General features: G+C 56.7%; 23 protein-coding genes. 18 read left to right on the top strand and 5 right to left on the bottom strand.

All coding sequences use genetic code 11. The annotated features are described in order from the left end of the window. Window positions 1-3 precede the first annotated feature (3 nt). Both yigL and IM273_RS19705 read left to right on the top strand, forming a co-directional pair. Window positions 4-804, top strand: a complete 801-nt coding sequence (gene yigL, locus IM273_RS19710; RefSeq protein ID WP_028014784.1) for a sugar/pyridoxal phosphate phosphatase YigL — start codon at window positions 4-6, stop codon at window positions 802-804. A gap of 82 nt (window positions 805-886) precedes the next feature. Beyond that, the gene (locus tag IM273_RS19705; protein ID WP_032644934.1) at window positions 887-1,786 is read left to right on the top strand and encodes a carboxylate/amino acid/amine transporter; all 900 of its coding nucleotides are present in this window, start codon (window positions 887-889) and stop codon (window positions 1,784-1,786) included. Here IM273_RS19705 and metR read toward each other — a convergent pair. Then, window positions 1,674-2,627, bottom strand: coding sequence for an HTH-type transcriptional regulator MetR (metR, locus tag IM273_RS19700; protein WP_028014783.1), 954 nt, complete (start codon window positions 2,625-2,627; stop codon window positions 1,674-1,676). The two genes, IM273_RS19705 and metR, sit on opposite strands and share 113 nt — an antisense overlap. 115 nt (window positions 2,628-2,742) lie before the next feature. Here metR and metE point away from each other — a divergent pair, with 115 nt between their 5' ends. Beyond that, on the top strand, window positions 2,743-5,004 hold the full coding sequence (gene metE, locus IM273_RS19695; RefSeq protein WP_192972108.1) for a 5-methyltetrahydropteroyltriglutamate--homocysteine S-methyltransferase: 2,262 nt from the start codon (window positions 2,743-2,745) through the stop codon (window positions 5,002-5,004). Between the two features lie 45 nt (window positions 5,005-5,049). Here metE and IM273_RS19690 read toward each other — a convergent pair whose 3' ends face one another. Continuing rightward, window positions 5,050-5,856 carry a dienelactone hydrolase family protein gene (locus tag IM273_RS19690; RefSeq protein ID WP_028014781.1) on the bottom strand — a complete coding sequence of 269 codons (807 nt, stop codon included), beginning with the start codon at window positions 5,854-5,856 and terminating at the stop codon, window positions 5,050-5,052. Window positions 5,857-6,111: 255 nt separating this feature from the next. On the opposite strand from IM273_RS19690, the gene udp reads away from it, so the two are divergent. From udp to tatD, 9 genes are all read left to right on the top strand, one after another. Continuing rightward, complete coding sequence (gene udp / locus IM273_RS19685; protein WP_003860792.1) at window positions 6,112-6,873, top strand: uridine phosphorylase; 762 nt, start codon at window positions 6,112-6,114, stop codon at window positions 6,871-6,873. A gap of 139 nt (window positions 6,874-7,012) precedes the next feature. Continuing rightward, window positions 7,013-8,470, top strand: a complete 1,458-nt coding sequence (gene rmuC / locus IM273_RS19680) for a DNA recombination protein RmuC (RefSeq protein WP_193051444.1) — start codon at window positions 7,013-7,015, stop codon at window positions 8,468-8,470. A 66-nt stretch (window positions 8,471-8,536) separates the two neighbouring features. Continuing rightward, on the top strand, window positions 8,537-9,292 hold the full coding sequence (ubiE, locus tag IM273_RS19675) for a bifunctional demethylmenaquinone methyltransferase/2-methoxy-6-polyprenyl-1,4-benzoquinol methylase UbiE (protein ID WP_028014779.1): 756 nt from the start codon (window positions 8,537-8,539) through the stop codon (window positions 9,290-9,292). Between the two features lie 13 nt (window positions 9,293-9,305). Further along, window positions 9,306-9,911 (top strand): ubiquinone biosynthesis protein UbiJ, encoded by a 606-nt coding sequence (ubiJ, locus tag IM273_RS19670; RefSeq protein ID WP_028014778.1) that lies wholly within the window; start codon window positions 9,306-9,308, stop codon window positions 9,909-9,911. Continuing rightward, window positions 9,908-11,548 (top strand): ubiquinone biosynthesis regulatory protein kinase UbiB, encoded by a 1,641-nt coding sequence (gene ubiB, locus IM273_RS19665; protein ID WP_028014777.1) that lies wholly within the window; start codon window positions 9,908-9,910, stop codon window positions 11,546-11,548. The genes ubiJ and ubiB overlap by 4 nt, the downstream gene beginning before the upstream one ends. A 76-nt stretch (window positions 11,549-11,624) precedes the next feature. Further along, window positions 11,625-11,879, top strand: coding sequence for a Sec-independent protein translocase subunit TatA (tatA, locus tag IM273_RS19660; RefSeq protein WP_013099238.1), 255 nt, complete (start codon window positions 11,625-11,627; stop codon window positions 11,877-11,879). A gap of 3 nt (window positions 11,880-11,882) precedes the next feature. Then, complete coding sequence (tatB, locus tag IM273_RS19655; RefSeq protein ID WP_048959731.1) at window positions 11,883-12,425, top strand: Sec-independent protein translocase protein TatB; 543 nt, start codon at window positions 11,883-11,885, stop codon at window positions 12,423-12,425. Between the two features lie 2 nt (window positions 12,426-12,427). Then, complete coding sequence (gene tatC, locus IM273_RS19650) at window positions 12,428-13,198, top strand: Sec-independent protein translocase subunit TatC (protein WP_028014775.1); 771 nt, start codon at window positions 12,428-12,430, stop codon at window positions 13,196-13,198. A gap of 41 nt (window positions 13,199-13,239) precedes the next feature. After that, on the top strand, window positions 13,240-14,022 hold the full coding sequence (tatD, locus tag IM273_RS19645) for a 3'-5' ssDNA/RNA exonuclease TatD (protein WP_193051446.1): 783 nt from the start codon (window positions 13,240-13,242) through the stop codon (window positions 14,020-14,022). On the opposite strand, the gene rfaH is transcribed toward tatD, so the two are convergent. Continuing rightward, a complete protein-coding gene (rfaH, locus tag IM273_RS19640; protein WP_020882871.1) occupies window positions 14,019-14,510 on the bottom strand; it encodes a transcription/translation regulatory transformer protein RfaH in 492 nt (163 codons plus the stop codon). The two genes, tatD and rfaH, sit on opposite strands and share 4 nt — an antisense overlap. A gap of 170 nt (window positions 14,511-14,680) precedes the next feature. Between rfaH and ubiD the strand changes: the two genes are divergently transcribed. Together ubiD and fre are read left to right on the top strand one after the other, a co-directional pair. Further along, the gene (ubiD, locus tag IM273_RS19635) at window positions 14,681-16,174 is read left to right on the top strand and encodes a 4-hydroxy-3-polyprenylbenzoate decarboxylase (protein WP_028014773.1); all 1,494 of its coding nucleotides are present in this window, start codon (window positions 14,681-14,683) and stop codon (window positions 16,172-16,174) included. Between the two features lie 42 nt (window positions 16,175-16,216). After that, window positions 16,217-16,918 (top strand): NAD(P)H-flavin reductase, encoded by a 702-nt coding sequence (fre, locus tag IM273_RS19630; RefSeq protein ID WP_028014772.1) that lies wholly within the window; start codon window positions 16,217-16,219, stop codon window positions 16,916-16,918. Window positions 16,919-17,100: 182 nt separating this feature from the next. On the opposite strand, the gene fadA is transcribed toward fre, so the two are convergent. Both fadA and fadB read right to left on the bottom strand, forming a co-directional pair. After that, on the bottom strand, window positions 17,101-18,264 hold the full coding sequence (fadA, locus tag IM273_RS19625; protein ID WP_008501515.1) for an acetyl-CoA C-acyltransferase FadA: 1,164 nt from the start codon (window positions 18,262-18,264) through the stop codon (window positions 17,101-17,103). A 9-nt stretch (window positions 18,265-18,273) separates the two neighbouring features. Further along, window positions 18,274-20,463, bottom strand: coding sequence for a fatty acid oxidation complex subunit alpha FadB (gene fadB, locus IM273_RS19620; protein WP_193051448.1), 2,190 nt, complete (start codon window positions 20,461-20,463; stop codon window positions 18,274-18,276). A gap of 190 nt (window positions 20,464-20,653) precedes the next feature. Between fadB and pepQ the strand changes: the two genes are divergently transcribed. Genes pepQ through hemG form a run of 4 tightly spaced genes read left to right on the top strand, consistent with a single transcriptional unit; the run spans window position 20,654 to window position 24,647 of the window. Next, window positions 20,654-21,985 carry a Xaa-Pro dipeptidase gene (gene pepQ / locus IM273_RS19615; protein WP_028014769.1) on the top strand — a complete coding sequence of 444 codons (1,332 nt, stop codon included), beginning with the start codon at window positions 20,654-20,656 and terminating at the stop codon, window positions 21,983-21,985. Next, the gene (locus IM273_RS19610; protein WP_041911843.1) at window positions 21,985-22,599 is read left to right on the top strand and encodes an IMPACT family protein; all 615 of its coding nucleotides are present in this window, start codon (window positions 21,985-21,987) and stop codon (window positions 22,597-22,599) included. Before pepQ ends, IM273_RS19610 begins: the two co-directional genes overlap by 1 nt. Before the next feature lie 40 nt (window positions 22,600-22,639). Beyond that, window positions 22,640-24,091: a Trk system potassium transporter TrkH gene (trkH, locus tag IM273_RS19605; protein WP_013099227.1), complete on the top strand. Its 1,452-nt coding sequence runs from the start codon at window positions 22,640-22,642 to the stop codon at window positions 24,089-24,091. A 10-nt stretch (window positions 24,092-24,101) separates the two neighbouring features. Continuing rightward, window positions 24,102-24,647 (top strand): menaquinone-dependent protoporphyrinogen IX dehydrogenase, encoded by a 546-nt coding sequence (hemG, locus tag IM273_RS19600; protein WP_048959733.1) that lies wholly within the window; start codon window positions 24,102-24,104, stop codon window positions 24,645-24,647. Window positions 24,648-24,871 lie beyond the last annotated feature (224 nt).

Here is a 24,871-nt window from a genome sequence, read left to right as displayed (position 1 = left end):
CCTATGTACCAGGTTGTTGCATCTGATTTAGATGGCACGCTGCTTTCCCCCGACCACACCCTGTCGCCTTATGCGAAAGAGACCTTAAAGCTTCTGACCGCCCGTGGCGTGAACTTTGTGTTCGCTACCGGCCGCCACCACGTGGACGTGGGGCAGATCCGCGATAATCTGGAGATCAAGTCGTACATGATCACCTCCAACGGTGCGCGCGTGCATGATACCGACGGCAACCTGATCTTCACCCATAACCTGGATCGCGATATTGCCGCCGATCTCTTCGGCGTGGTGCATAACAATCCGGCTATCGTCACCAACGTATACCGTGACGACGAATGGTTCATGAACCGCCACCGCCCGGATGAAATGCGTTTCTTCAAGGAAGCGGTATTCAACTACTCCCTGTATGAGCCGGGCCTGCTGGATCCAGAGGGGATCAGCAAGGTGTTCTTCACCTGCGACAGCCACGAAGAGCTGCTGCCGCTTGAGCAGGCGATCAACGCCCGCTGGGGCGATCGCGTCAACGTGAGCTTCTCTACCCTGACCTGTCTGGAAGTGATGGCGGGCGGCGTTTCTAAAGGTCACGCGCTCGAAGCGGTTGCGAAACGTCTGGGCTTCGCGCTTAAAGACTGTATCGCCTTTGGCGACGGCATGAACGACGCCGAGATGCTCTCTATGGCGGGCAAAGGCTGCATCATGGAAAACGCGCACCAGCGCCTGAAGGATCTGCATCCGGAGCTGGAAGTCATCGGCACCAACGCAGACAACGCGGTACCGAAATACCTGCGCAAACTGTTCCTTGAATAATCTTCATTCGGTTGTTTATTGTTCAGTTGTCAACTAAAGAGTTCGCTACAATGCCTGTCCTTCTTTCTGAGAGACAAGCATTGTGGCGCTACTCATTATCACCACTATCCTGTGGGCCTTCTCCTTTAGCCTGATTGGCGAATACCTTGCCGGTTCGGTCGACAGTTACTTCTCGGTGCTGATGCGCGTGGGGCTGGCGGCGCTGGTGTTCCTGCCGTTCCTGCGCACGCGCGGGCAATCGCTGAAAACCATTCTGCTGTACATGCTGGTGGGGGCGATGCAGCTTGGCATCATGTATCTGTTCAGCTTCCGGGCTTACGTCTACCTGTCCGTCTCCGAATTCCTGCTCTTTACCGTGCTGACGCCGCTCTATATCACGCTGATTTACGATCTGCTCAGCAGGCGCCGCCTGCGCTGGGGATATCTGCTAAGCGCCGCGCTGGCGGTTATTGGCGCGGCGATCATTCGCTACGACAAAGTGAGCGATCACTTCTGGACAGGGCTGATGTTCGTCCAGCTTGCCAACATCAGCTTTGCCATTGGTATGGTGGGCTATAAGCGCCTGATGGAAACCCGCCCGATGCCGCAGCACAACGCGTTTGCGTGGTTCTATATGGGCGCGGCGATCGTCGCGGTGGCGGCGTGGTTTATGCTCGGCAACCCGCAAAAGCTGCCGACCACCACCGTGCAGTGGAGCGTTCTGGTCTGGCTGGGCGTGGTGGCGTCGGGGCTGGGGTACTTTATGTGGAACTACGGCGCTACGCAGGTAGACGCCGGTACGCTGGGGATCATGAACAACGTGCACGTCCCGGCGGGGCTGCTGGTGAACCTTGCCATCTGGCAGGAACAGCCGCACTGGCCGAGCTTCCTTATTGGGGGGGCGGTGATCCTGGCTTCACTGTGGGTCCATCGCCGCTGGGTCGCTCCGCGCTCCGCACAAACGGAAGATGGTCGCACGCGTGGTTCCGCGCTGAGCGAATAAACGCCTCCGTAACCGGCTGACGCTGCTCGCCATCGCGCACGGCGGCGTACAGCCGGCTCCACAGTCCTTCCCCCAGGGTTTTGGTGACCACCAGACCCTGGCGTTCAAAGCTCTCCACCACCCAGTGCGGCAGCGCCGCGATACCCATGCTGGCCGCCACCATCTGGATCAGCAGCAGGGTGTTATCCACGCTTTTCAGCTGCGGGCTGATGCCTGCCGGCTGCAGGAAATGACGCCAGATATCCAGGCGGCTGCGCTGAACCGGGTAAATCAGCAGCGTTTCTGTCGCCAGATCTTCCGGCGTAATGCGCGTTTTGGCCGCCAGCGGATGGTCCGGCGCCAGCACCAGACGCACCTCAAAATCGAACATCGGCGAATAGTGCAGGCCGCTGCGCGGCAGGATGTCGGACGTCATCACCAGATCCAGCTCGCCCTGCTGGAGCGAGGGCTGCGGGTCGAACGTCACGCCGGATTTAAAGTCCATTTCCACCTGCGGCCACTTCTGGCGGAAGTTCTCAAGCGCGGGGGTCAGCCACTGAATACAGCTGTGGCACTCAATGGCGATCCGCAGTTTGGTCTGCTGCGGCTCGTTACACGCCTGCAGCGCGCTGGCGATCTGCGGCAGTACCTGATTCGCCAGTTGAAGAAGAATTTCACCCTGCGGCGTAAAGCGCAAAGGCTGGCTCTTACGCACAAAAAGACGAAATCCGAGGCGTTGTTCCAGATCGCTGAACTGGTGAGAAAGGGCGGACTGGGTCTGGTGCAGCGTGGCCGCCGCCGCCGCGAGCGAACCGCAATTCCGCAACGCTTGTAGCGTTTTCAGGTGTTTAATCTCGATCATGAAAGTCCTTCACTCCGCCATGAACATTTTGCGCTTGAGGAATATACAGTACCTGCCAATTATAGATGTGTAAACATCTGGACGTCTAAATAACAAATTTGACAAGGGGCATACCATGACAATCCGCACTCACACTCTCGGTTTTCCTCGCGTTGGCCTGCGTCGCGAGCTGAAAAAAGCGCAAGAAAGCTACTGGGCGGGCAACGCCTCCCGTGAAGAACTCCTGGCGGTGGGGCGGGAGCTGCGCGCCCGTCACTGGGATCAGCAAAAACAGGCGGGTATTGACCTGCTGCCGGTGGGCGATTTCGCCTGGTACGACCATGTTCTGACGACCAGCCTGCTGCTGGGCAACGTGCCGGCTCGTCATCAGAACAAAGATGGATCGGTGGATATCGACACCCTGTTCCGCATCGGCCGTGGCCGCGCGCCAACGGGTGAGCCAGCGGCAGCGGCGGAAATGACCAAGTGGTTTAACACCAACTATCACTATATGGTGCCGGAGTTCGTCAAAGGTCAGCAGTTTACGCTGACCTGGACGCAGCTTCTGGACGAAGTGGATGAAGCGCTGGCGCTGGGCCACCAGGTGAAGCCCGTATTGCTGGGGCCGGTAACCTACCTGTGGCTGGGTAAAGTGAAGGGCGAACAATTTGACCGCCTCAGCCTGCTGAACGATATTCTGCCGGTATATAAGCAGGTGCTGATTGAGCTGGGCAAGCGCGGCATTCAGTGGGTGCAAATCGACGAACCCGCGCTGGTGCTGGAGCTGCCGCAGGAGTGGCTCGATGCCTTCAAACCGGCGTATGACGCGCTCACCGGCCAGGTGAAGCTGCTGCTGACCACCTATTTCGAGGGCGTGACGCCAAACCTCGACACTATCACCGCGCTGCCGGTTCAGGGCCTGCACGTTGACCTGGTTCACGGTAAGGACGATGTCGCAGAGCTGCACGAGCGCCTGCCTGAGGAGTGGTTGCTCTCCGCCGGTCTGGTCAACGGCCGTAACGTCTGGCGCGCCGATCTGAGCGAGAAATACGCCCAAATTAAAGACATCGTCGGCAAACGCGAGCTGTGGGTGGCTTCATCCTGCTCGCTGCTGCACAGTCCGATCGATCTGAGCGTGGAGACCCGTCTCGACCCTGAAGTGAAGAGCTGGTTTGCCTTCGCCCTGCAAAAATGTGAAGAGCTGGCACTGCTGCGCGACGCGCTCAACAGCGGCGATACGGCGGCGATTACCGACTGGAGCGCACCGATTCAGGCGCGTCGTCACTCGGCTCGCGTGCACAACCCGGCGGTGGAAAAACGTCTGGCGGCCATCACCGCCCGGGACAGCCAGCGTCAGAGCCCGTACGAGGTACGTGCCGAAGCCCAGCGCGCCCGCTTCAATCTTCCCGCGTGGCCGACCACGACCATCGGTTCATTCCCGCAAACTACCGAGATCCGCGGCCTGCGTCTGGACTTCAAAAAGGGCAATCTGGACGCGAATCATTACCGCACCGGCATTGCGGAACACATCAAGCAGGCGATTATCGAGCAGGAACGCCTCGGGCTGGACGTGCTGGTGCACGGCGAAGCCGAGCGTAACGACATGGTCGAATACTTCGGTGAACACCTGGACGGCTTCGTCTTTACCCAGAATGGCTGGGTGCAGAGCTACGGCTCCCGCTGCGTGAAGCCGCCGGTGGTCATTGGGGACGTCAGCCGCCCGGAACCGATCACGGTGGAGTGGGCGAAGTACGCCCAGTCCCTGACCGACAAGCCGGTAAAAGGCATGCTGACCGGCCCGGTGACAATTCTCTGTTGGTCGTTCCCGCGCGAAGACGTGACCCGTGAAACCATCGCCAAACAGATCGCGCTGGCGCTGCGTGATGAAGTGGCGGATCTGGAGGCGGCGGGGATTGGCATCATCCAGATTGACGAACCGGCGCTGCGCGAAGGTTTGCCGCTGCGCCGCAGCGACTGGGATGCTTACCTGCAGTGGGGCGTGGAAGCATTCCGCATCAACGCCGCAGTGGCGAAGGACGACACCCAGATCCACACCCATATGTGTTACTGCGAATTTAACGACATCATGGATTCGATTGCCGCGCTGGATGCAGACGTGATCACCATCGAGACCTCGCGTTCAGACATGGAGCTGCTGGAGTCGTTTGAAGAGTTCGACTACCCGAACGAAATTGGGCCGGGCGTGTATGACATTCACTCCCCGAACGTGCCGAGCGTGGAGTGGATTGAGGCGCTGCTGAGAAAAGCCGCTCAGCGCATCCCGGCGGAACGCCTGTGGGTAAACCCGGACTGCGGCCTGAAAACCCGCGGCTGGCCGGAGACGCGTGCGGCGCTCGCCAACATGGTGAAGGCGGCGCAGAACTTACGTCAGGCTTGATGACGCGCAGGCCCGGTAAGGCGCAGCCGCCCCCCGGGCTTTTTTTTATGCTTTCTTCCCGCCGTACTGGCTAAACCATGCCAGCATTCTCTGCCAGCCATCTTTAGCGGATTCCGCGTGATAGCTCGGACGATAATCGGCATTAAACGCGTGTCCGGCATCGGGATACACCACGATTTCGGCCTTCGCGTTCGCCGCCCGCAGCGCGTGGCGCATCGTCTCGACGGTATCAAGCGGAATGCCGGTATCCTGGCCGCCATACAGCCCTAACACCGGGGCATTGAGATCGGTAGCGATATCAACCGGATGCTTCGGTGAGTTCAGCGTCTTTTCGCCCACCAGTTTGCCGTACCAGGCAACGGCGGCTTTCAGCTGCGGGTTATGCGCGGCATACAGCCAGCTAATGCGTCCACCCCAGCAGAAACCGGTGACCATTAAGCGGTGCGGGTCGCCGCCGTTGCGCGCCGCCCAGCTGGCGACGTGGTCGAGGTCTGCCAGCACCTGCGCGTCCGGCACTTTGCTGACCAGGTTGCTGAACAGCGTCGGGATATCACTGTAGTCATTCGGATCGCCCTGACGGAAGTAGAGCTCTGGCGCAACGGCCAGATAGCCTTCAAGCGCCAGGCGGCGGCAGAGGTCGCGAATATGTTCGTGAACACCGAAAATTTCCTGAACCACAATCACGATGGGCAGCGGGCCGTCCGCCGATTTTGGTCGTGCGTGATAAGCAGGCATGTTCTCTCCCTGCGAGGGAATAGAGGTCTCACCTGCCGTGATGGCGTCTTCAGACGTTGAGACGATGGTTGAAGCATGCGGAGCCGCAGCAGGTGCAAATCCGGTTTTTTCAGTCATGGCATTCTCCGTACCAATGAGTTAGCGCAAAGGTAAATATAGACACCAGGTTAACAACTCACAGTGCCTTAAACGGTCTATCTTTTGTGCAGCACCCGACGATATAACTTGTTAATGTGATGTGAATCACTTTTTTATGGAAATTCAATGCAATCATTTTCATTCATAGTGAGATGCGTCACGAAATTATGCTTACCGCTTCTGTAAAGTACCGTTTTACTTCTTCTGACTAACCGACCCACAGAGGAGTCACCTATGTCTAAGTCTGATGTTTTTCATCTCGGCCTCACTAAAAACGATTTACAAGGGGCTACGCTCGCTATCGTCCCTGGCGACCCAGAGCGTGTGGAAAAGATCGCCGCGCTGATGGATAAGCCGGTCAAGCTGGCTGCCCATCGTGAATTCACCACCTGGCGCGCAGAGCTGGATGGCAAAGCGGTGATTGTGTGCTCTACCGGTATCGGTGGCCCGTCTACCTCTATCGCCGTGGAAGAGCTGGCGCAGCTGGGCATTCGTACTTTCCTGCGTATCGGCACCACCGGCGCGATTCAGCCGCACATTAACGTGGGCGACGTGCTGGTGACGACCGCATCCGTGCGTCTGGACGGCGCAAGCCTGCACTTTGCACCGATGGAATTCCCGGCAGTGGCTGACTTCGAGTGCACCACCGCGCTGGTTGAAGCGGCGAAATCCGTGGGCGCAACCACTCACGTGGGCGTAACTGCCTCTTCTGATACCTTCTATCCGGGCCAGGAGCGTTACGACACCTTCTCAGGCCGCGTGGTGAGCCGCTTCAAAGGCTCAATGGAAGAGTGGCAGTCTATGGGCGTGATGAACTACGAGATGGAATCCGCAACGCTGCTGACCATGTGCGCAAGCCAGGGTCTGCGTGCCGGTATGGTGGCGGGCGTTATCGTCAACCGTACCCAGCAGGAGATCCCGAACGCCGAAACCATGAAGCAGACCGAAAGTCACGCGGTGAAAATCGTGGTTGAAGCGGCTCGCCGCCTGATCTAGTCCTCCTCTCTGAGATAAAAGGCCGACGCGTTCGGCCTTTATTTTTTGCGTAGCGCCTCGCAGGAAAACCCTTTCAAACTGGACGTTTATACAGCACAATCTTATTTTGTGCGGGTAATACGTTGATGCAGGGGGCGTTGTGGATATCTCAATCCTGATTTATGCGGTAATTGCGCTGGCTGGCGTGGCGATAGGCTGGCTGATATCCAGCTATCAGCATGCACAGCAGAAGGCCGAGCAGTTGGCTGAACGCGAAGAGATCGTCGCCGATTTAAGCGCCGCAAAACAACAGCTTGCGCTGACCGACCACTGGCGCGACGAGTGTGAGCTGCTCAATAACGAACTGCGTAACCTGCGCGACATCAACACCTCGCTGGAGGCCGATCTCCGCGAAGTGACTACCCGCCTTGAATCCACCCAGCTGCATGCCGAAGACAAAATCCGCCAGATGATCAACAGCGAGCAGCGCCTCAGCGAACAGTTCGAGAACCTCGCCAACCGCATTTTCGAGCACAGCAACCGCCGCGTTGATGAGCAAAATCGCCAGAGCCTGAACAGCCTGCTGACGCCGCTGCGCGAACAGCTGGACGGCTTTCGCCGTCAGGTACAGGACAGCTTTGGTCAGGAAGCCCGCGAACGCCACACGCTGGCGCATGAGATCCGCAATCTTCAACAGCTGAATGCCCAGATGGCGCAGGAAGCGGTCAACCTGACGCGGGCGCTGAAAGGCGATAACAAAACCCAGGGTAACTGGGGGGAAGTGGTGCTCACCCGCGTGCTGGAGGCCTCTGGCCTGCGGGAAGGGTATGAATACGAAACGCAGGTGAGTATCGAAAACGATGCCCGCTCGCGAATGCAGCCGGATGTAATTGTGCGTCTGCCGCAGGGCAAAGATGTGGTCATTGACGCCAAAATGACGCTGGTGGCCTATGAGCGCTACTTCAACGCTGAAGATGACTATACGCGCGAATCGGCGCTGCAGGAGCACATTGCCTCCGTGCGTAACCATATTCGCCTGCTGGGTAGAAAGGATTATCAGCAACTGCCGGGGCTGCGCTCGCTGGACTACGTGCTGATGTTTATCCCGGTCGAACCCGCGTTTTTGCTGGCGCTCGACAGACAGCCCGAACTGATCACCGAAGCGCTGAAAAATAACATTATGCTGGTCAGCCCCACCACGCTGCTGGTGGCCTTACGCACCATTGCTAACCTGTGGCGCTATGAGCACCAGAGCCGTAACGCGCAGCAGATTGCCGACCGCGCCAGCAAGCTGTACGACAAAATGCGCCTCTTCGTGGACGACATGTCCTCCGTCGGGCAAAGCCTGGATCGTGCGCAGGATAACTACCGCCAGGCGATGAAAAAGCTCTCCTCCGGGCGTGGCAACCTGCTTGCGCAGGCTGAAGCATTCCGCAGCCTGGGAGTGGAGATTAAACGCGAGATTAATCCGGAATTGGTCGAACAGGCCACAGCCCAGGACGAAGAGTTCCGACTGCGTGAGGGCGGGGATGAACAAAATACCCCCAACCAGGACAACGATTTAGCGGCGGATTTATCACCAGACGAGCAGCCAGCGCGTTTCTTTCGCGGTGGTTGAATCGTAGGGCAATTGCGCCCAATCTGTTACACTTCACGAACATTTGACTGATTAGCAGGCTCTGAGATGGTTGACGATTCACAAGACACGACGCACTTTGGCTTTCAGACTGTAGCCAAAGCGCAGAAAGCTGACATGGTGGCCCACGTATTTCATTCCGTGGCGGCGAAGTACGATGTGATGAATGACTTGATGTCGTTCGGCATTCATCGCTTGTGGAAGCGCTTCACCATCGACTGCAGCGGTGTGCGTCGTGGACAAACGGTTCTCGATCTGGCTGGCGGTACGGGCGATCTGACGGCGAAATTCTCCCGTCTGGTGGGCGAAACCGGTCGCGTTGTACTGGCTGATATTAATGACTCCATGCTTAAAATGGGACGCGAAAAGCTGCGTAACATCGGCGTGGTGGGTAATGTGGAATACGTGCAGGCCAACGCCGAAGCGCTGCCGTTCCCGGACAATACTTTTGACTGCATCACGATTTCCTTCGGTCTGCGTAACGTCACCGATAAAGAAAAAGCGCTGCGCTCCATGTACCGCGTGCTGAAGCCGGGTGGACGCCTGCTGGTGCTCGAGTTCTCTAAACCGATTATCGACCCGCTGAGCAAAGCCTACGACGCATATTCCTTCCACGTGCTGCCGCGTATTGGCGAACTGGTGGCAAACGACGCGGAAAGCTATCGCTATCTGGCGGAATCAATTCGCATGCATCCGGATCAGGACACCTTAAAAGCCATGATGCAGGATGCGGAATTTGAGAACGTTGAGTACTTCAACATGACGGCGGGTGTCGTCGCGCTGCATCGCGGTTACAAATTCTGAGTGGAGGTGTCCCGTGCCCTTTAAACCCTTAGTCACCGCAGGCATCGAGAATGTGCTGAATGCCTTCCTGTATCGCGCTCCGGCGCTGAAAGCCGCACGTCAGCGGCTAAACGGGAAGGTACTGCGCATTGTGTTAAAAGAGTTCTCGACGCCGCTCGTGCTGGTTTTCAGCGAACGTCAGCTTGACGTTCTGGGTGAGTGGGAAGGTGAAGCTGATTGCTCGGTCATTACCCATATGAGCGTGCTGCCAAAACTGCGCGATCGCCAGCAATTAACGGCGCTTATCCGCAGCGGTGAGCTGGAAGTGGAAGGCGACATCCAGGTCGTGCAGAACTTCGTTGCGCTCAGCGATCTGGCTGAGTTTGACCCGGCAGAGCTGCTGGCGCCTTTTATTGGCGACATCGCCGCTGAAGGGATCGGGAAAGTTATTCATGGCGGCACGGCGTTCCTGCGCAAAAATCTGCAACGCCAACAGCGTTATGCCGCAGAAGTGCTGACCGAAGAGTGGCGCATGGCGCCCGGGCCGCTGGAAGTTGCGTGGTTCGCAGAAGAGACGGCCGCGGTTGAACGTGCGGTTGATGCCCTAAGCAAACGGCTGGAAAAACTGGAGGGCAAATGACGCCTGGTGAAATTCGGCGCCTCTATTTTATCATCCACACCTTTTTGAGTTACGGGCTCGACGAGCTCATCCCCAAAATGCGTATCACGCTGCCGCTCAGGATCTGGCGGCGGACGCTGTTCTGGATGCCAAATCGCCATAAAGGTCAGCCGCTGGGTGAACGCCTGCGTCTGGCGCTGCAGGAGCTCGGCCCGGTATGGATTAAGTTCGGACAGATGCTCTCAACTCGCCGCGATCTCTTCCCGCCGCACATTGCCGATGAACTGGCGATGCTGCAGGACCGTGTCGCCCCGTTTGACGGGGTGAGAGCGAAGAAACAGATCGAGGAGGCGATGGGTAACCTTCCCGTTGAAACCTGGTTTGACGATTTCGAAATAGAACCGCTGGCGTCGGCTTCTATCGCTCAGGTGCACACTGCGCGTCTGAAAGAGAACGGCAAAGAGGTGGTGATCAAGGTGATCCGCCCGGATATCCTGCCGATCATCAAAGCCGACATGAAGCTAATTTATCGTCTGGCGCGCTGGGTTCCGCGTCTGCTGCCGGACGGCCGTCGACTGCGCCCGATGGAAGTGGTGCGGGAATATGAAAAAACGCTGATTGATGAGCTTAATCTGCTGCGAGAATCGGCAAACGCCATTCAGCTGCGCCGCAATTTTGAAAACAGCCCGATGCTCTACGTGCCTGAAGTCTATTCAGACTATTGCAGCCAGAACATGATGGTCATGGAGCGCATCTACGGTATTCCGGTTTCGGATGTGGTGGCCCTGGAGAAGCAGGGAACGAACATGAAGCTGCTGGCCGAACGTGGCGTGCAGGTCTTCTTTACCCAGGTATTCCGCGACAGTTTTTTCCATGCGGACATGCATCCGGGCAATATCTTCGTGAGCTATGAGCATCCTGAGGATCCGAAATACATCGGTATCGACTGCGGAATTGTGGGCTCGCTGAATAAAGAAGATAAACGTTATCTGGCTGAGAACTTCATCGCCTTCTTCAACCGCGACTACCGTAAGGTGGCCGAGCTGCATGTGGATTCCGGCTGGGTTCCGCCAGACACCAACGTCGAAGAGTTCGAGTTTGCTATCCGTACCGTTTGCGAACCGATTTTTGAAAAACCGCTAGCAGAGATCTCTTTTGGACACGTGCTGTTAAACCTGTTCAATACGGCCCGCCGCTTTAATATGGAAGTTCAGCCACAGTTAGTTTTACTTCAGAAAACATTACTTTACGTTGAGGGTGTAGGTCGACAACTCTATCCTCAGTTAGACTTGTGGAAGACGGCTAAACCTTTCCTGGAATCCTGGATTAAGGATCAGGTTGGCCTTCCAGCGCTGGTGCGTTCGCTGAAAGAGAAAGGACCGTTCTGGATCGAAAAAATGCCTGAAATTCCTGAACTGGTTTACGACAGTTTGCGTCAGAGCAAGAATCTTCAGCACAGCATGGATAAAATCGCCCGCGAGCTTCAGTCCAGCCGTGTGCGCCAGGGACAGTCACGCTACCTCTTTGGCATTGGCGCAACGCTGCTGCTGAGCGGTACGTTGCTGCTGATCAACCGTCCTGACTGGCAGATGATGCCCGCCTGGCTGATGGCTGGCGGGGTTGTTGTCTGGCTTGCAGGATGGAGAAAAACGCGCTGAGTTTGCATCGCCATCGACAGGTCGCATACGTATAATGCGACCTGACCAATTAATCATCTATCCCTGAGGAATATGTATGGGTGGTATCAGTATCTGGCAATTAGTCATTATTGCCGTCATCGTTGTGCTGCTGTTTGGCACCAAAAAGCTCGGTTCTATTGGTTCCGATCTGGGCGCGTCTATCAAAGGCTTCAAGAAAGCAATGAGCGATGATGAGAGCAAGCAGGATAAAACCAGCCAGGACGCTGACTTTACTGCTAAATCCATCTCCGATAAGCAAGAAGATGCCAAAAAGGAAGACGCTAAACGCCACGATAAAGAGCAGGTGTAAGTCGTGTTCGACATTGGTTTTAGTGAGCTGCTGCTGGTCTTTGTGATTGGTCTGATCGTGCTGGGGCCGCAGCGTCTGCCGGTAGCGGTGAAAACCGTCGTGGGCTGGGTTCGAGCGCTAAGATCGCTGGCTTCGACCGTTCAGAACGAGCTGGCGCAGGAACTTAAGCTGCAGGAGTTTCAGGAAAGCCTGAAAAAGGTTGAGAAGGCGAGCATGGATAACCTGACGCCGGAACTGAAAGCCTCAATGGATGAGCTGCGCGAAGCGGCGGAATCCATGAAGCGCTCTTACAGCGTTAACGATCCTGAAAAAGCGAGCGATGAAGCGAACACTATTCATAACCCGGTGGTGAAGGACAGCGAAGCGCTGCGTGAGGGCGTGACGCCAGCGAGTGCGGAGCACCAGGCCGCAGCGCCTGAACAAACGCCGCAGGAAACTGAACTGAAAAAACAGGCGCAGCCGGAAGAGCCGGTGGTAAAAGCGGCTGAAGCGAAACCCGCCGCGCCCGTTTCCGAATCATCCCCCTCGTCGAGTGATAAAGCGTAACTATGGCAGTAGATGATACTCAACCGCTTATTACGCACCTTATTGAGCTGCGTAAGCGCCTGTTAAACTGCATTATTGCGGTATTCCTCATATTCCTGTGCCTGGTCTATTTCGCCAACGATATTTATCAGGTGGTTTCTGCGCCGCTGATCAAGCAGATGCCGCTGGGGGCAACGATGATTGCAACAGACGTTGCATCACCGTTTTTCACCCCGATTAAGCTCACCTTCTGGGTGTCGTTGATTGCGTCTGCACCCGTTATCCTTTATCAGGTATGGGCATTTGTGGCGCCAGCACTGTACAGGCACGAACGTAAACTGGTGATCCCGCTGCTGGTCTCCAGTTCGCTGCTATTCTATATCGGCATGGCGTTTGCCTACTTCGTTGTCTTCCCGCTGGCCTTTGGCTTCCTGACGCATACCGCGCCGGAAGGGGTTCAGGTATCGACGGATATCGCCAGCTACCTCAGCTTTGTGATGGCGCTGTTTATGGCGTTCGGTGTGGCGTTTGAAGTGCCGGTGGCCATTGTGCTGCTCTGCTGGGTTGGGGTAACCACCCCTGATGACCTGCGTAAGAAGCGTCCCTATATTCTGGTGGGCGCCTTCGTAGTCGGCATGCTGCTGACGCCGCCGGACGTCTTCTCACAAACGCTGCTGGCAATACCGATGTACTGCCTGTTTGAGGTTGGCGTATTCTTCTCGCGTTTCTACGTGGGAAAAGGACGCCGGTCGGACGATGAAGACGATGCGTCCGAAAAGACCACTGAAGAGTAAAACCAGCCGCCCGTCAGGGCGGTTGTTCTATGGGGAATCGCATGTTTGATATCGGACTCAACCTGACCAGCTCGCAGTTTGCGAAAGATCGTGACGAGGTGGTTGCGCGTGCTTTTGAGGCTGGCGTAAAAGGGCTGCTCCTGACCGGGACCAACCTGCATGAGAGCGAGCAGGCGCTGCTGCTGGCGCAACGCTATCAACACTGCTGGTCAACCGCAGGCGTACACCCTCATGACAGCAGCCAGTGGACGGCGGAGAGCGCAGAAACCCTGCGCACACTGGCAAAAACGGCAGAGGTGGTGGCTATTGGCGAGTGCGGGCTCGATTTTAACCGCAACTTCTCGACGCCTGAAGAACAGGAAAAGGCGTTCACTGCCCAGCTTGCGCTGGCGGCAGAGCTTGAAATGCCCGTCTTTATGCACTGTCGCGATGCGCATGAACGTTTTCTCGCACTGCTGGACCCGTGGCTGGATAAACTGCCCGGCGCAGTGCTCCACTGCTTCACCGGGTCTCGCCAGGAAGCGCTGGATTGCCTGAACCGCGGTTTGTATCTGGGGATCACCGGTTGGGTGTGTGATGAGCGCCGAGGGCTTGAGCTTCGCGAGCTGCTGCCGATAATCCCGGCAGACCGTTTGCTTCTTGAAACCGATGCGCCATACCTGCTGCCGCGAGATATGAAGCCCAAACCGGCATCGCGGCGAAACGAGCCCGCCTTGCTGGGGCACATTGTTGAGCGCGTAGCGCACTGGCGTGGAGAGGGTCCGCACTGGCTTTCCGCGCAGACGGATGACAACGTGCGTCGCCTGTTCGGGATAAACGTTTAAACTTTGCGGAAGTCGGTGTTTTTCACGCTCTGCAGCACCTGCTTGTTCAGCAGATTGAGCAACAGCATGGAGCGCGCTTCACCGTCCGGCTCGGCGAAAATCGCCTGCAGGCCTTCGAATGCGCCTTCGGTAATGACGACGCTATCACCCGCGTAAGGGGTTTCCGGGTCGGTGATCCCTTCAGGCTGTTGATAAACAGACAGCTGATGAATGACGGTCGACGGAACGGTTGCCGGGTGGGCACCAAAACGAACGAAGTGGCTGACGCCGCGCGTTGCGCTGATGGTAGTGGTGTGGATCACCTCAGGGTCGAACTCCACGAACAGATAGTTCGGGAATAAAGGCTCACTGACGGTTGTGCGCTTCCCGCGCTGCATTTTTTCAAGCGTGATCACGGGTGTCAGACAATTTACAGACTGACGTTCAAGATGTTCCTGCGCGCGCTGAAGTTGCCCGCGTTTGCAATACAGTAAATACCAGGCCTGCATAATCACTCTTTCCCTTAGTTCGGGGCGCAAGCATATCAAAACCCTGGAGGGATCGCTAAGTTGATTATAATGGGGGAAATTCGAACACAGCGGATAAGTTCACGCTAATTTAACAAAATTACAGCATCAAGCAGGCTTACGCCGTATAATGAAGCGCTTACAGAGAGGCTATGACTAACTGCATGAAATACCACGATCTCCGCGACTTCCTGACGCTGCTGGAAAAGCAGGGTGAACTGAAACGCATTACACTTCCTGTTGATCCTTATCTGGAAATGACAGAAATTGCTGACCGCACCCTGCGTGCCGGTGGCCCTGCATTACTGTTTGAAAATCCAAAAGGTTACTCAATGCCGGTGCTGTGCAACCTGTTTGGCACCCCGCGTCGTGTCGCGCTGGGAATGGGGCAGGAAGACGTTACCGCGCTGCGTGAAGTGGGGAAACTGCTGGCATTTCTGAAAGAGCCTGAGCCACCGAAAGGTTTCCGCGATCTGTTCGATAAGCTGCCGCAGTTTAAGCAGGTGTTGAACATGCCCACCAAACGCCTGCGCGGCGCGCCGTGTCAGCAGAAAGTGCTGGAAGGCGATGCGGTGGATCTCACCAAAATCCCTATCATGCAGTGCTGGCCTGAAGATGCTGCGCCGCTGATCACCTGGGGCCTCACCGTGACGCGCGGACCGCATAAAGAGCGGCAAAACCTCGGTATTTATCGCCAGCAGCTGATTGGCAAGAATAAGCTCATCATGCGCTGGCTGTCGCACCGCGGCGGCGCGCTGGATTTCCAGGAGTGGTGTGCTGCACATCCGGGTGAACGGTTCCCGGTGTCTGTCGCGTTAGGTGCCGATCCGGCCACCATTCTGGGGGCGGTCACGCCCGTACCGGATACGCTCTCTGAATATGCGTTTGCTGGCCTGCTGCGCGGGACTAAAACCGAGGTCGTGAAGTGTATCTCCAACGATCTCGAAGTGCCGGCCAGCGCCGAAATTGTGCTGGAAGGTTACATTGAGCAGGGTGAAATGGCGCCAGAAGGCCCTTACGGCGACCACACCGGCTATTACAACGAAGTGGATAACTTCCCGGTGTTTACCGTCACGCATGTTACTCAGCGTGAAGATGCGATTTATCACTCCACCTATACTGGCCGCCCACCGGATGAACCGGCGGTGCTCGGCGTGGCGCTGAACGAAGTATTTGTGCCGATCCTGCAAAAGCAGTTCCCGGAAATCGTTGATTTTTATCTGCCGCCTGAAGGATGCTCGTATCGCATGGCGGTGGTCACGATGAAGAAGCAGTATCCCGGTCATGCTAAACGCGTGATGATGGGCGTATGGTCTTTCCTGCGCCAGTTTATGTATACCAAATTTGTTATTGTCTGCGATGATGACGTTAACGCCCGTGACTGGAACGACGTTATCTGGGCGATAACCACGCGAATGGATCCTGCGCGTGATACGGTGTTAGTCGAAAATACGCCGATAGATTATCTGGATTTTGCCTCGCCGGTTTCCGGTCTTGGCTCAAAGATGGGACTGGATGCCACAAATAAATGGCCTGGCGAAACCGACCGTGAATGGGGTCGCCCGATCAAAAAAGATCCTGCTGTGACCGCGCGAATTGACGCGATCTGGGACGAACTGGCCATAATGAATAACGGTAAACCCTGAGCTGACCGTTAAGCCCTATAGACTTCCCGACAGAGAGAGCGAATGACAACCTTAAGCTGTAAAGTGACGTCGGTAGATGCTATTACCGACACCGTATATCGCGTCCGTTTGGTTCCTGAAGCGGCATTCTCATTCCGTGCCGGCCAGTACCTGATGGTGGTGATGGATGAGCGTGATAAGCGTCCTTTCTCTATGGCCTCTACGCCAGCAGAGCAGGAATTTATTGAGCTGCATATTGGTGCGTCTGAGCTTAACCTGTACGCAATGGCCGTGATGGACCGCATCCTGAAAGAGCGTGAGATTGTGGTCGACATTCCTCACGGCGACGCGTGGTTGCGTGATGACGAAGACCGTCCGCTGATTCTGATCGCGGGCGGTACGGGCTTCTCCTATGTGCGCTCTATTCTGTTGACCGCGCTGGCGCGTAATCCAGACCGTGACATCACCATCTACTGGGGCGGCCGTGAAGAGAAGCACCTGTACGACCTGTCTGAACTGGAAGCGCTGAGCGTTAACCATCCTAACCTGCGCATTGAGCCAGTGGTCGAGCAGCCGGAAGAGGGCTGGCGTGGACGTAGCGGGACGGTGCTGACGGCGGTACTGCAGGATCACGGCACGCTGGCGGGACATGATATCTACATTGCAGGCCGTTTCGAGATGGCGAAAATTGCCCGCGACCTGTTCTGTAACGAACGCGATGCGCGTGAAGATCGCCTGTTTGGCGATGCGTTTGCCTTCATTTAAATAAAAAACCCGCCCCTGACAGGCGGGAAGAACGGCAACTAAACTGTCTCTCTTCGCCAATGACGCCATAACTGCGTTGGCTGCGCTCGTTCACCCGAATCACTTACTAATGTAAGCTCATCGGGATTCGCTCGCTTGCCGCCTTGTTCTGACGTCATTGGCTTTGAGATACTTTTCCTTACTTACACTCTCTCAAACACCGTCGCGATACCCTGACCCAGGCCGATACACATCGTTGCCAGACCAAACTGGGCATCTTTGCGTTCCATCAGGTTAATCAGCGTCGTGCTGATACGCGCCCCGGAACAGCCCAGCGGGTGGCCGAGGGCGATCGCGCCGCCGTTGAGGTTAATCTTCTCGTCGATCTGCTCCATCAGCCCCAGATCTTTAATGCACGGCAGGATCTGCGCGGCAAACGCTTCGTTCATCTCGAACAGATCGATATCGCTGGCAGTTAAGCCCGCTTTTTTCAGCGCCAGCTTCGAGGCCGGAACCGGGCCGTAACCCATGATTGAAGGATCGCAGCCCACGACCGCCATCGAACGCACGCGAGCGCGTGGCGTCAGGCCCAATTCGCGGGCGCGGCTTTCGCTCATCACCAGCATCGCGGCGGCACCGTCGGACAGCGCCGACGACGTCCCTGCCGTTACCGTACCGGTGACCGGATCAAATGCCGGACGCAGGGTAGAAAGCGCTTCGACCGTCGTTTCCGGGCGAATAACTTCGTCGTAGCTGAACTGCTTCAGTACGCCGTCTGCATCGTGGCCGCCGGTGGGGATGATCTCATTCTTGAAGGCACCGGACTGCGTGGCGGCCCAGGCGCGGGCGTGAGAGCGCGCGGCAAAAGCATCCTGCATTTCACGACTGATGCCGTGCAGGCGGGAGAGCATCTCGGCGGTAAGGCCCATCATGCCTGCGGCTTTCGCCACGTTGCGGCTCATGCCCGGATGGAAATCGACCCCGTGGCTCATCGGCACGTGTCCCATGTGTTCAACGCCGCCGACCAGACAGGCCTGCGCATCGCCGGTCATGATCATGCGCGCCGCGTCGTGCAGGGCCTGCATCGACGAACCGCACAGGCGGTTGACGGTAACGGCCGGAACCGAATGCGGGATCTCCGCCAGCAGCGACGCGTTGCGGGCGATGTTGAAGCCCTGCTCCAGCGTTTGCTGCACGCAGCCCCAGTAGATATCGTCGAGCGCTGCTGGGTCCAGCGCCGGGTTACGCGCCAGCAGGCTACGCATCAGGTGCGCGGAGAGATCTTCCGCTCGCACGTTACGGAACGCACCGCCTTTTGAACGGCCCATCGGGGTGCGAATCGCATCAACAATGACAACCTTTTCCATTGTGACTCCTTAAGCCGTTTTCAGCGCGCCAACCGGACGGGCTGGCTCAACTGCTGGATAGTAGGGTTCGTTATGGCGCGCTTTGTTACGCAGCCCTTCCGGCACTTCATAAAGCGGGCCGAGGTGCTGATACTGCTGCGCCATATCGAGATAGCGGGCGCTGCCGAGCGTATCCAGCCAGCGGAACGCGCCGCCGTGGAACGGAGGGAAGCCCAGGCCGTATACCAACGCCATATCCGCTTCTGCCGGGCTGGCGATAATGCCTTCTTCCAGGCAACGGACCACTTCGTTGATCATCGGAATCATCATGCGGGCAATAATTTCGTCGTCGGTGAAGTCGCGTTTCGGCTGGCATACGTCGGCCAGCAGGCCATCCACCGCCGCATCTTCTTCTTTCTTCGGTTTGCCTTTGCTGTCTTCTTTATAACGCCAGAAGCCCAGGCCGTTTTTCTGTCCGAAGCGGTTGGCGTCAAAGAGGGCGTCAATGGCATCGCGATAATCTTTCTGCATGCGCTGCGGGAAGCCCGCCGCCATGACGGCCTGCGCGTGGTGGGCGGTATCAATGCCGACGACGTCCAGCAGATACGCCGGGCCCATCGGCCAGCCGAACTGTTTTTCCATTACTTTGTCGATTTTGCGGAAGTCCGCGCCGTCGCGCAGCAGTTGGCTGAAGCCGGCGAAGTACGGGAACAGCACGCGGTTGACGAAGAAGCCCGGGCAGTCATTAACGACGATCGGCGTTTTACCCATCTTGCTTGCCCACGCCACGACTTTAGCGATGGTTTCGTCAGAGGTTTTTTCTCCACGGATTACTTCGACCAGTGGCATACGGTGTACCGGGTTGAAGAAGTGCATTCCGCAGAAGTTTTCCGGACGCTTCAGCACGCTCGCCAGTTCGCTGATGGGGATGGTGGAGGTGTTTGAGGCCAGGACGGCGTCCGAGCGAACCTTGTCTTCCGTTTCCGCCAGCACCGCTTTTTTGACTTTCGGGTTCTCAACGACCGCTTCAACCACCACGTCCACACGGTCGAAACCGCTGTATTCCAGCACAGGCTGGATGGTTGAGATCACGCCTGCGAGCTTCAGCCCGTCAATTTTTCCGCGCTCAAGCTGTTTATTCAGCAGCTTGGCGGCTTCGGTCATGCCCAGCGTCAGAGATTTCTCGTTGATGTCTTTCATCACTACCGGCACGCCTTTCCAGGCCGACTGGTAAGCGATGCCGCCGCCCATAATACCGGCGCCGAGTACCGCCGCGTGTTTTGGCGTCTCAACGTTTTTGGTCAGCTGTTTGGCTTTGCCCTTCACGAACTGATCGTTGAGGAAGATGCCAACCAGCGCGCGGGCTTCATTGGTGTGCGCCAGCGGAACAAAGCTCTGGTTTTCCAGCTTCAGGGCTTCGTCGCGGCCAAAGCGGGCTGCCGCTTCAATGGTTTTCACCGCCGTGATTGGCGCCGGGTAGTGTTTACCCGCCGTCTGCATCACCATGCCTTTGGCGATGGTGAAGCTCATGGTGGCTTCAATCTTGCTAAGCTTTAACGGCTCCAGCTTCGGCTGACGTTTGGCCTTCCAGTCGAGGTCGCCGTTAATCGCCTGACGCAGAATGGCGAGTGCACCTTCAACCAGCTTCTCTGGTTTCACGACGCCGTCGACCAGGCCGATTTTCTGCGCCTGTTCTGCACCCACGTCTTTACCGGCGGCAATGATTTCCAGGGCGCTGTCGGCGCCCAGCATGCGCGGCATACGCACGGAACCGCCAAAGCCCGGCATGATGCCCAGCTTGGTTTCCGGCAGGCCGATACGCAGGTCCGGCGTCGCCAGACGGTAGTCGGTCGCCAGCACGCACTCGCAGCCGCCGCCCAGCGCGTAGCCGTTCACGGCAGAGATCGTTGGAACAGGCAGATCTTCCAGACGATTAAAGACGCTGTTGGCAAAGTGCAGCCACTGGCTCAGCTGTTCTTCCGGAACCTGGAACAGCGAGAGGAATTCGGTGATATCGGCACCGACAATAAAGGCCGCTTTGTTAGAACGCAGCAGCAGCCCTTTTAATTCAGATTGCTTTTCAAGTACTTCCAGCGCCTGGCCAAGACTGGCCACCGTCGCGGTATCAAGCTTATTCACTGAGCCGGGGGCATCGAACACCAGTTCGGCAATGCCATCTTCCAGCCAGTTGAGGTACAGGGTGTCGCCTTTGTAAAGCATGTCAGTCTCCTGAATCCAGCAAGTGGATCTGGTCATACCAGATGAGACGGAGTGTGGAATTTATGTTAATAAAATGCAAATTACTCATTAAGAAATTGCTGCGTTGATCACGGTCGGTGGAAATCACGCAGCCGGAGTGAGGTGTGCTAAGATGCGATGACTTGAGGTCAAAAAAACGAAAGGAAGAATGATGGACTCACTGGCTTCGCTTTATAAAAATCATATCGTTACCCTACAGGAACGTACCCGCGATGTACTGGCCCGCTTCAAGCTGGATGCCCTTCTGATCCACTCCGGCGAGCTGATGAATACTTTTCTTGATGACCACGCCTATCCGTTTAAGGTTAACCCGCAGTTTAAAGCCTGGGTGCCGGTGACACAGGTTCCGAATTGCTGGCTGCTGGTGGACGGCGTGAACAAGCCGAAACTGTGGTTCTACCTGCCGGTTGATTACTGGCACAACGTTGAACCGCTGCCGACCTCTTTCTGGACCGAAGAAATTGAGGTGATCGCCCTGCCAAAAGCGGACGGCATTGGCAGCCAGCTGCCAGCGGCGCGCGGCAACATCGGCTACATTGGCCCTGTACCTGAACGTGCGCTCGGTCTGGATATTCCGGCAGACAAACTCAATCCGAAAGGCGTGCTGGATTACCTGCACTATTACCGCGCGTATAAAACCGACTATGAACTCTACTGCATGCGTGAAGCGCAAAAAACGGCGGTGAATGGCCACCGCGCCGCGCACGAAGCGTTCCAGTCAGGCATGAGCGAGTTCGACATCAACCTGGCCTACCTGACCGCAACCGGTCATCGTGACACCGACGTACCGTACAGCAACATCGTCGCGCTGAATGAGCATGCGTCTGTTCTCCACTACACCAAACTGGATCATCAGGTTCCGTCTGAGATGCGCAGCTTCCTGCTGGACGCAGGCGCAGAGTACAACGGCTATGCGGCCGATCTGACCCGCACCTGGGCGGCGAATGCGGATACCGATTTTGCGCAGCTTATTAAGGATGTAAACGACGAACAGCTGGCGTTGATTGGCACCATGAAGGCCGGAACCAGCTACGTGGATTACCACATCCAGTTCCATCAGCGCATTGCCAAACTGCTGCGTAAGCATCAGATTGTGAAAGACATGAGCGAAGAGGCGATGGTCGAAAACGACCTGACTGGACCATTCATGCCGCACGGTATCGGCCACCCGCTGGGCCTGCAGGTTCACGACGTTGCGGGCTTCATGCAGGATGATACCGGCACGCATCTGGCGGCACCGTCTAAATATCCTTACCTGCGCTGCACCCGTATTCTTGAGCCGCGCATGGTATTGACCATCGAGCCGGGGATCTACTTTATTGAATCCCTGCTGGCGCCGTGGCGTGAAGGGCAGTTCAGCAAGCACTTCAACTGGGAAAAAATCGACGCGCTGAAACCGTTTGGCGGCATTCGTATCGAAGATAACGTGGTGGTTCACGAGAACGGTATCGAGAATATGACGCGAGACCTGAAGCTGGCCTGATGGAAAGCTGGCTGATACCGGCTGAACCGGTCACCTTTGTTGAGGAAATCAAGAAAAGCCGCTTTATTACGCTGCTTGCGCACACCGACGGCGTAGAGGCGGCGAAAGCGTTTGTCGAGTCCGTTCGCGCGGAGCACCCTGACGCACGTCACCACTGCGTGGCGTGGGTGGCAGGGCCGCCGGACGATTCGCAACAGCTCGGTTTTTCAGACGACGGTGAACCGGCGGGCACAGCCGGTAAACCCATGCTCTCCCAGCTGATGGGCAGCGGCGTGGGTGAAATTACCGCCGTGGTGGTGCGCTACTACGGCGGCATCCTGTTGGGCACGGGCGGGCTGGTAAAAGCGTATGGCGGCGGCGTTCAGCAGGCACTGAATATCCTGACGACCACCCGCAAAACGCCGCTCACCGAATATACTTTATTGTGCGATTACGCTCAGCTATCGGGCATTGAAACACTGCTCAAACAATTTAACGGCGTGATTGCGCACAGTGATTACCAGGCAATGGTGCAATTACGCGTGGCGCTTCCTCAGGCAGAACTGGCTGCTTTTTCAGCAAAACTGGCTGATTTCAGTCGCGGTTCGTTGCAATTGCTGCCGATTGAAGAATAATCCCCACCTCACTTTTTGAATACCAAAGGAAGCGGCAGAGATGCATTTTCGTGCCATAACCCGAATCGTTGGATTGCTGGTCATACTCTTTTCGGGGACGATGATTCTCCCTGGACTGGTGGCGCTTATCTACCGGGACGGCGCGGGGCGGGCTTTTACCCAGACCTTCTTTGTCGCGCTGGCGATCGGCTCGCTGCTGTGGTGGCCGAACCGTCGTCAGAAAGGTGAGCTGAAATCTCGCGAAGGCTTTCTGATTGTGGTCCTGTTCTGGACGGTGCTGGGAAGCGTCGGTTCGCTGCCCTTTATCTTCTCTGAGCAGCCTAACCTCAGCATCACGGATGCCTTTTTTGAATCGTTTTCTGGTTTAACTACCACCGGTGCGACGACGCTGGTGGGGCTGGATTCGTTACCCCACGCTATTCTCTTTTATCGTCAGATGCTGCAGTGGTTCGGGGGGATGGGGATCATCGTCCTGGCGGTGGCCATCCTGCCGATTCTGGGCGTCGGGGGGATGCAGCTGTACAGGGCTGAAATGCCGGGGCCGCTGAAAGACAACAAGATGCGTCCACGTATTGCCGAGACGGCGAAAACCCTGTGGCTGATTTATGTTTTGCTGACGGTAGCCTGCGCACTGGCGCTGTGGTTTGCCGGGATGCCTGCCTTCGATGCTATCGGGCACAGCTTTGCGACAATTGCTATCGGCGGGTTCTCCACCCACGACGCCAGCGTGGGGTACTTCGACAGCCCAACGATTAACACCATCATTGCGATTTTCCTGCTGATCTCCGGTTGTAACTACGGCCTGCACTTCTCTTTACTGAGCGGACGTAGCCTGAAGGTGTACTGGCGCGATCCTGAGTTCCGCATGTTCATTGGCGTCCAGCTTACCCTGGTCGTCATCTGCACCCTGGTGCTGTGGTTCCATGATGTTTACAACTCGGCGCTGACCACGCTCAATCAGGCGTTTTTCCAGGTGGTGTCGATGGCGACGACCGCCGGGTTTACCACGGACAGCATCGCGCGCTGGCCGCTGTTCCTGCCGGTACTTCTGCTGTGCTCCGCGTTTATCGGCGGCTGCGCCGGGTCGACGGGCGGTGGCCTGAAGGTGATTCGTATTCTGCTGCTATTCAAGCAGGGGAACCGTGAGCTGAAACGCCTGGTCCACCCGAATGCGGTCTACAGCATTAAGCTGGGGAACCGCGCGCTGCCCGAACGTATACTCGAAGCGGTGTGGGGGTTCTTCTCGGCGTATGCGCTGGTCTTTATCGTCAGCATGCTGGCGATCATCGCGACGGGAGTGGATGATTTCTCCGCCTTTGCGTCCGTCGTCGCAACACTAAACAACCTCGGGCCTGGCCTGGGGGTTGTGGCGGATAACTTTGCCAGCATGAACCCGGTTGCGAAATGGATCCTTATTGCCAATATGCTGTTTGGTCGTCTTGAGGTCTTTACGCTGCTGGTACTGTTTACCCCAACATTCTGGCGCGAATAAGGAGCCGTTGATGAAAACACTGATTCTTTTCTCTACGCGAGATGGACAAACGCGTGAGATTGCCGCGTATCTGGCGTCGGAATTAAAAGAGCTGGGCATTTACTCGGATGTGGTGAACCTGAATCGCGCGGAGGAGATTGCCTGGCAGGAGTACGATCGCGTGGTGATTGGCGCCTCCATTCGTTACGGACACTTCCATCCGGCGCTGGATCGCTTTGTGAAAAAGCATACGGCGGTACTCAACACATTGCCGGGCGCGTTTTACTCGGTCAATCTGGTTGCCCGTAAAGCTGAGAAGCGTACGCCGCAGACCAACAGCTACACGCGCAAGTTTTTGCTCAGCTCGCCGTGGCAGCCAGACCTGTGCGCCGTCTTTGCCGGTGCGCTGCGCTATCCTCGCTACCGCTGGTATGACCGCTTCATGATCCGCCTGATAATGAAGATGACGGGTGGCGAAACCGATACGCGTAAAGAAGTGGTTTATACCGACTGGTCGCAGGTGGCCAGTTTTGCGCGGGAAATTGCCCATTTAGCGGGCGATTCGCGACTTAAATAAGCGTTAAGTTTGAAAAGTGAGCGAACGAAAAGTTTTTTGTATTTTGTGCTTGTCACTTCAGAATAACTCCCTATAATGCGCCTCCACTGACACGGAACAACGGCACACACGCCGCCGGGTCAGCAGAGAAAAGCGAAATAAATGCTTGACTCTGAAGCGGGAAAGCGTAATATGCACACCCCGCGCCGCAGCGAAAACGAAGCGGCACTGCTCTTTAACAATTT

The sequence above is a fragment of the Enterobacter cloacae complex sp. P13B genome (genome assembly GCF_014895915.1).
Taxonomy (GTDB): domain Bacteria; phylum Pseudomonadota; class Gammaproteobacteria; order Enterobacterales; family Enterobacteriaceae; genus Enterobacter; species Enterobacter bugandensis.
Note: the sequence above shows the minus strand (reverse complement) of the source record. Positions and strands in the feature narration are given on the sequence as shown.